This window comes from Nocardioides sp. NPDC047086 (assembly GCF_040643685.1).
GTDB lineage: Bacteria > Actinomycetota > Actinomycetes > Propionibacteriales > Nocardioidaceae > Nocardioides.
Genome location: NZ_JBEYUV010000080.1, coordinates 1 through 6,555, shown reverse-complemented (window position 1 = coordinate 6,555; position 6,555 = coordinate 1). Strand labels below are relative to the sequence as shown.

Annotated in this window: 4 protein-coding genes; 3 read left to right on the top strand and 1 reads right to left on the bottom strand. The window is 70.9% G+C overall.

Going from position 1 to position 6,555, the window contains the following annotated elements; genetic code table 11:
* Positions 1-119 precede the first annotated feature (119 nt).
* Positions 120-1,946, bottom strand: a complete 1,827-nt coding sequence (locus ABZ796_RS27570; protein ID WP_357341370.1) for an NAD(P)/FAD-dependent oxidoreductase — start codon at positions 1,944-1,946, stop codon at positions 120-122.
* A 106-nt stretch (positions 1,947-2,052) separates the two neighbouring features.
* Between ABZ796_RS27570 and ABZ796_RS27565 the strand changes: the two genes are divergently transcribed.
* From ABZ796_RS27565 to ABZ796_RS27555, 3 genes are all read left to right on the top strand, one after another.
* Positions 2,053-3,234: a GAF domain-containing protein gene (locus tag ABZ796_RS27565; protein WP_357341369.1), complete on the top strand. Its 1,182-nt coding sequence runs from the start codon at positions 2,053-2,055 to the stop codon at positions 3,232-3,234.
* A gap of 97 nt (positions 3,235-3,331) precedes the next feature.
* Positions 3,332-4,042 (top strand): ABC transporter ATP-binding protein, encoded by a 711-nt coding sequence (locus ABZ796_RS27560; protein ID WP_357341368.1) that lies wholly within the window; start codon positions 3,332-3,334, stop codon positions 4,040-4,042.
* The gene (locus ABZ796_RS27555; RefSeq protein ID WP_357341367.1) at positions 4,042-6,426 is read left to right on the top strand and encodes an FtsX-like permease family protein; all 2,385 of its coding nucleotides are present in this window, start codon (positions 4,042-4,044) and stop codon (positions 6,424-6,426) included. The genes ABZ796_RS27560 and ABZ796_RS27555 overlap by 1 nt, the downstream gene beginning before the upstream one ends.
* The last annotated feature ends 129 nt before the right edge of the window (positions 6,427-6,555 follow it).

The following is a 6,555-nucleotide window of genomic DNA, read 5'->3' as shown; positions in this document are numbered from 1 at the left end:
GGCGCATCTTGACCGGCTCGCTCGCTTCGCTTCGCGAGACACCGGTCAAGATGCGCCGACTCGGCAGGGTTGCTATGCCGCCTGCGACTGCTCGTCGCTGCGGCTCGACCGCCGAGCAGCTAGGACAGATGATGGACAGGAGCCAGGTTGTAGACCGGCGTCGCGATCTCCTCGAAGCGTGCCTTGAGCTGCAGCGCGAGATAGAGCGAGTAGTGGCGCGACTGGTGGAGGTTCCCGCCGTGGAACCAGAGAGCCTCCTGCTGGGTCGGCTTCCACATGTTGCGCTGCTCGCCCTCCCAGGGCCCAGGGTCCTTCGTGGTGGAGGAGCCGAGCCCCCAGCACTTCCCGACGCGGTCGGCGACCTCCTGGCTGATCAGGTCGGCGGCCCAGCCGTTCATGGAGCCGTAGCCGGTGGCGTACACGACGAGGTCGGCGGGGAGCTCGGTGCCGTCCTCGAGAACGACCGACGTCTCCGTCAGGTGCGAGACCTGCCCCTGGGCGAGCTTCACGTGCCCGTCGGCGACCAGCTCGGCGGAGCCCACGTCGATGTAGTAGCCCGAGCCGCGGCGGAGGTATTTCATGAACAGCCCCGAGCCGTCGTCGCCCCAGTCGTGCCGGAAGCCGGCCTTCTCCAAGCGCGCGTAGAAGTCGGCGTCGCGCTCGGCCATCTGCTGGTAGAGCGGGATCTGGAACTCGTGCATGATCCGGTAGGGGAGCGAGGCGAAGACCAGGTCGGCCTTCTCGGTGGTCATCCCGGAGGCGAGCGCGCGCTCGGAGTAGAGGTCGCCGAGGCCGATGTCCATCAGCGTGTCGCTCTTCACGATGTGGGTCGAGGACCGCTGCACCATGGTCACGTCGGCGCCGTGCTCGAAGAGCGCGCCACAGATGTCGAAGGCAGAGTTGTTGGACCCGATCACCACCACCCGCTTGCCCTCGTACGCATCCGGCCCCGGGTGCTTGGAGGAGTGGTGCTGCTCGCCCTCGAAGATGTCCATGCCGGGCAGGTCGGGGATGTTGGGCTTGCCGGACATCCCGGTGGCGAGGATGAGCTGTTTCGGGTGCAGGGTGATCTCCTCCCCGCCGCGCGAGACGGTGACCGTCCACTCCCCGTCCTCTTCGGAGTAGGAGGCGCTGGTGGCCGTGGTCGAGGACCAGTAGGGCACCTCCATCACCTTGACGTAGGACTCCAGCCAGTCGCCGATCTTGTCCTTGGGTGCGAAGACCGGCCAGTTGTCGGGGAACTTCAGGTAGGGCAGGTGGTCGTACCAGACCGGGTCGTGCAGGCACAGCGACTTGTAGCGGCCGCGCCACTGGTCACCGGGCCGCTCGTAGCGGTCGATGACGAGGGACGGCACCCCGAGCTGGCGCAGCCGCGCACCCAGAGCGATGCCTCCCTGGCCGCCACCGATGACCACCGCGTACGGTTGCTCGGTCAGGCCCAGCGTCTCCGCCTCGGCCTGCCGTTTCTCGGCCCAGGTCACCCGGTCGCGGTTGACGCCGTGCTCGGCACCCTTCGGGCGACGTACGCCGCGGGGCTCCTCGTGGCCTTTGAGCTCGTAGAGCGTGGTCAGGAACGTCCACGCCTTCGGGCGGTCGTCCTCGACCTTCAGGCGCAGCAGCCCGCGGCCACGGCCGATCGCGGTCTCGAAGGTGAACCACGCCGTGGTCACGCCCGCATCGGTGGCCTCCGGCTCCTCGAGCGCGAAGCCGGAGGGGTCGACACGTTCCAGCGTGGCCGAGAGCAGGTCGGCGACCCCGGCGGGGTCCTCGACGGTGGTGAGGTTCCAGGAGAAGGCGACCAGGTCGCGCCAGAAGCTCTTCGTGGCGAACAGTCCGGCGGCCCGGGGGATGTCGCGTTCCTTCAGAGCGGCCTCGAAGTCGGCGAGCCAGGTCTGCGCCGGTCCGCTGTGGACGGCCGGGGGAGTGGGTTCGAGTGTCTGGGTCATGCCCCCAGCACACCGCCGCGCGGGCGCGGGAGAAAGGGTTGCAGCCGATTGCATGTGGCGCGGGTCACAGCGAGGACCTACCCTCGGAGTCGGAGGTGGACGCCAGATGACAGTGACCGGAGCAGTCCCGGCGGGAGCTGACCTGCCGCGCCTCGCCCGTGACCTCGTACGCGTCCACGACGCTGTCCTGTCCGGTAGCCGCCCACCGAGCACACCCCGGATCCTGGTCGAGCGCTCCTGGCGCCGCGTCCTGAGCATGGGCCTGGAGCCCGGAAGCAGCAACGGCAGACGTACGCCCTCCGCAGCCGAGTGCGCGGCACGCAGAGCCCGCTCGCCGCTGGCGATGGTGATCGACGACCTGCGAGCGGTGCTGACCTCGGCCGCCGATGCGGCGACGTACCTGATGGTCGTGACCGACGCGGAGGGCGTGGTGCTGTGGCGGGCGGGGTCGGCGCGGGTGCTCAAGATCGCCGACCAGCTCGGTTTCGTCGAGGGCGCGCTGTGGACCGAGCGCGCGGTCGGCACCAACGCGATCGGCACCGCGCTGGCGGAGGCGGCGCCGGTCGAGCTCTTCTCCGCGGAGCACTTCGAGCAGGCCCAGCATCCCTGGTACTGCACGGCCGCCCCGATCCACGACCCCCGCACCGGAGCCCTGCTCGGCGTCGTCGACGTCAGCGGGCCCGCGCTGACCCTGCACCCGGCGATCGGCGCCCTGGTCGAGAGCGCCGTGCGCCTGGCCGAGATGTCGCTGTGGCGTCGACACCAGGAGTGGCTCGAACGGCTGCGCCGCGAGACCGACCACGTCGTCTCCGGCGTCGAGGGGCCACTGCTCGTCGTCGACGACGACGGCTGGGTCGCCCACCACGCCGGGATGGCCGCCCGCGACCGGATCGCGGCGCCCCGCCGGGACAAGATGCTGACCGTCCCCGGCCTGGGGCTGTGCCTGCCCGAGCGGGTCGGCGAGCGCGGCTGGCTGGTCCGGCCCACCTCCTCGGGGTCGGGAAGTCTGACCGCTCGGCTCGACCCCGACGGCACCCTCGAGGTCGTCTCGGAGTCAGGACGGTGGCGCACCACCCTGACCCGGCGCCACGTCGAGATCCTCACCCTGGTCGACCGAGCCGGCCCTGCCGGGCTCACCGCCCGCGGGCTCAGCGAGGCGGTCTTCGGAGACGCCGAGCACATCGTCACCGTGCGCGCCGAGGTCTCCCGGCTGCGCCGCTCGATCGGCGCGCTGGTCGCGACCAACCCCTACCGGCTGGCCGAGGGGGTCACGCTCACCCGGGGATGACCCTGAGCCGACCCTTGCCGATCCACCCCAGGTCGTACGCCGGGATCAGCCTCCAGCCCGATGTGGACTGACGCCTTCCGACGAGAGGCTCTGGGGCATGACACAGACCTCTGTTCCCACGATGACGGCCGCCGCCCGAGCGGTGGGCCTGACCAAGACCTACGGCAAGGGCGCGACCGAGGTGCACGCGCTGCGCGGGGTCGACCTGGAGATCCGCCGTGGCGCGTTCACCGCGATCATGGGCCCGAGCGGCTCGGGCAAGTCGACGCTGATGCACTGCCTGGCCGGTCTCGACCGTCCCACCGGCGGTGAGGTGACGGTCGCGGGCCAACCGCTGCAGAACCTCAACGACGACCAGCTGACCATCTTCCGGCGGGAGAACGTAGGCTTCGTCTTCCAGGCGTTCAACCTGCTGCCGATGCTCACCGCCGGGCAGAACATCCAGCTGCCGCTGGAGCTGGCCGGCAAGCGGGTCACCGATGAGACCCGCGCGCGGGCCCAGATGATCGCCGACACCCTCGGCATCGGCAAGCGCCTGGGCCACAAGCCTTCCGAGCTCTCCGGCGGCCAGCAGCAGCGCGTGGCGATCGCCCGTGCGCTGGTCACCCAGCCCGCGATCCTCTTCGCCGACGAGCCCACCGGAAACCTCGACTCCGAGACCTCGGCCGAGGTGCTCGACCACCTGCGCCGCAGCGTCCGTGAGCTCGGCCAGACCGTGGTCATGGTGACCCACGAGGCCTCCGCAGCCGCGTACGCCGACGAGATCGTCACCGTGAAGGACGGACACATCGAAGGGGTGACGCGCTGATGCGGACGGTGCTGTTCGCATCGCTGCGGACCTACGCCCGCCGGTACGCCGCGGCTGTGGTGGCCGTCGTCGCCGCGGTCGCGCTGATCGTGGTCACCAACGCACTGACCTCCGCGACGAAGTCGGGTCTGTTCGCCGGCATCGACGCGCCGTTCCGCAACGCGGTCGGAGCGGTGGACCTCCCGACCGAGGAGGTCACCGAGAAGTACGTCGACGAGGGCGGCTGGGCGCTGGCGATGTCGATGCAGCCGGTCCGCACCGACACGACCATGCTCGGCCAGGAAATCGTGATCGGCGCGGTCTCCACCGAGAAGCGCTGGCAGTGGCAGGATCTCGAGGAGGGTCGCTTCCCGACCCGAGCCGGCGAGGCCGTCGTCGACGCCAACGCCGCCAAGACCAACAAGGTCGCCCTCGGCGACACGCTCAAGGTCGGCACCGGCAAGGGCACGGTGGAGACGACCGTGGTCGGCCTCGTCGACGCCCCGTCGATGTGGTCCTCGCCGATCTATGTCACCTCGCCCGAGATGCAGAGCTGGGGGGACCAGTACGTCCAGACCGTCATGACCGCCGGAGCCGGCGACAAGGACGACGGCTGGCTGAACACCGACGACTACCTCACCGAGCTGCAGACCCAGCTCAACCAGGAGGTCGACGTGGTGGCGTACATGATCCTGATCTTCGCCTTCATCGCGCTGTTCGTCTCGGTGCTGGTCATCACCAACACCTTCTCGATCCTGTTCGCCCAGCGGATGCGCGACTTCGCGCTGCTGCGGGCGATGGGCGCGACGAAGCGTCAGGTCCTGCGATCGGTACGCCGCGAGGCGCTCGCCCTCGGGCTCCTGGCCTCGTTGCTCGGCCTGGTGGTCGGCGTCCTGCTCGGCTGGGGGATCGTCGCGCTGGTGCGGCAGCTCGCTGAGACCGCGCCGCTGGGTGACGTCGCCTACGAGTGGCCGTGGCTCGTGGGTGCGTTCGTCCTCGGCGTGCTCACCACGCTGGTCGCCTCCTGGCTGCCCACGCGCCGCCTGATGCGGCTCAGCCCGCTGGCCGCGCTGCGGCCGCAGGAGGGCTTCGACGTACGCGGCGCCGGACTGTTCCGGATCGGCCTCGGCCTGGCGGTGGCGCTCGCCGGCATCGCGACGATCTTCGTCGCCGTGGGCTGGGACGACGCGCAGACCGGGATGCTGATCGTGCTGCTGGGCTGCGGGGTCACCTTCCTCGGCGTGATGCTCCTGGGCCCCGCGCTGGTGCCGGGCCTGGTGCGGCTGGCCGGGTCAGCCCTGGCCCTGGTCGCCGGCTCGCCGGCCAAGCTCGCGGCGGCCAACGCCGGTCGCAACCCGAAGCGCACCGCCGCCACCGCGGCGTCGCTGCTCGTCGGCGTCACCCTCACCACCGGCGTACTGACCGGGATGGCGACCATCCGTGGCGCCACCCTGGACGAGATGGCGAAGCAGCACCCGATCGACATCGCGCTCCAGTCGGAGTCGAAGCCGTTGGACGACTCGGTCCTCGGGGACGCGAAGGCGGTCCGGGGCGTCGCCGACGCGGTGGCCGTGCCGGGCGCGATGACCTCGGTGAAGGCCGACGGCAAGCCCGTCCCGCTCCTGGTCGTCGCTCCGCCCGCGGGAGACATCGCGCTCATGGACCTCACCGTGAAGCCCGGCACGATGGTGATCTCACCGGCCGCTGCCTCGGCGTTCGTGGAGGACTCCTTCGAGGCGACGGGGGAGAAGGTGACGCTCGTCGTCGGGGACCGCACCGCGACCGTGACCCTGGACGTACGCGAGATCGACGGGGCCCCGCAGATCTCCGCCGCGACGCTCCGCGAGCTGACCGCTGACCCGCAGACGTACGCCGTCTGGGTCCGTGCCGATGCCGGAGCCGACCCGGAGGACCTGGCGGGGACGCTCGGCGTGCTCGCCCCCGACGCCGAGCTCACCAACGGCAAGGCTCAGCGCTCCTGGGTCGAGCTGCAGCTGGACGTGTTCACCTGGGCCGTGATCGGGCTGCTGGCGATCTCGGTGCTGATCGCGCTGGCCGGCATCGCCAACACGCTGGGCCTCTCGGTGCTCGAGCGGGGCCGTGAGCACGCGCTGCTGCGCGCGCTGGGCCTGACCCGGCGTCAGCTGCGGCGGACGCTGGCCGCCGAGGCGGTGCTGCTCTCGGCAGTGGCGGCCCTCGTCGGCACCGCGCTGGGCGTCTTCTTCGCCTGGGGCGGCAGCGAGATCCTGGTCGGCGACATGCTGCCCGACGCCACCTTCGAGCTGCCGGTGCTGCAGCTGGTGGCGGTGGTCGCGGCCGCCGGGCTGGCGGGCCTGGTCTCCTGCGTGGCGCCGTCCAAGCGGGCCACCAAGGTCAGCCCGGCGGAGGGACTCGCGCTGGACTGAGCGGGGATGGGAATGTGTTGGTCTCGACACGCCTCCGCCTAGCGGCTCCGGCGGCTCGACCGCCTGTAAAGAAGAGAGTACGCCGCCCGGAGCCCGCCGCGCGAACCCGAATCAGGCCCGGCGCCACAT

Bases quoted from the DNA above. Each gene is read 5' to 3' on its own strand.
- ABZ796_RS27570 (WP_357341370.1), bottom strand. From the start codon at position 1,946: ATGACCCAGACACTCGAACCCACTCCCCCGGCCGTCCACAGCGGACCG.
- ABZ796_RS27560 (WP_357341368.1), top strand. From the start codon at position 3,332: ATGACACAGACCTCTGTTCCCACGATGACGGCCGCCGCCCGAGCGGTG.
- ABZ796_RS27555 (WP_357341367.1), top strand. From the start codon at position 4,042: ATGCGGACGGTGCTGTTCGCATCGCTGCGGACCTACGCCCGCCGGTAC.
- ABZ796_RS27565 (WP_357341369.1), top strand. From the start codon at position 2,053: ATGACAGTGACCGGAGCAGTCCCGGCGGGAGCTGACCTGCCGCGCCTC.